This window comes from Mesorhizobium sp. M7A.F.Ca.CA.002.09.1.1 (genome assembly GCF_003998555.1).
GTDB classification, from domain to species: domain Bacteria; phylum Pseudomonadota; class Alphaproteobacteria; order Rhizobiales; family Rhizobiaceae; genus Mesorhizobium; species Mesorhizobium ciceri.
The window spans coordinates 1-387 of record NZ_RZRR01001656.1; the positions used below are offsets into that span (position 1 = coordinate 1).

Annotated in this window: 1 pseudogene; it reads left to right on the forward strand. The window is 60.2% G+C overall.

The window, feature by feature from the left end:
* Window positions 1-17: 17 nt before the first annotated feature.
* A pseudogene (locus EN994_RS35195) lies at window positions 18-387 on the forward strand (TetR/AcrR family transcriptional regulator); the annotation flags it as partial.

Consider the following 387-nt stretch of genomic DNA (forward strand, 5'->3'; position numbering starts at 1 on the left):
CTATGAAGGAGGTCGGCATGCTGGCGGGCGGGCCAATCGCCACCGTCTACCACTACTTTCTCAACAAATCGGCGATCCTGGCGATGCTCTATGAGCGGTTTTCAGAGGTCAGCCGGGCACGGCTGACGACGATCATCGCCGAAATCCACGAGGCGAAAGATGTCATCGTGGCCGCTGACCGGCTGCTCGATGATTATCTCAGCCGTGTCGCCGGCGATCCGGCCATCCAGGATCTGCAGAACGCCATCCAGGCCGACAAGGCGCTCAAGAACCTCGACCTCGCCGAAACGCGGCACCAAGCCAAAATGTTCTGCGACCATGTCATCGCCTTGCTGGAGCCCGAGAGGCGCGAGCAGTTCGAACGCATGGTTCTGCTGATCTTCCAGC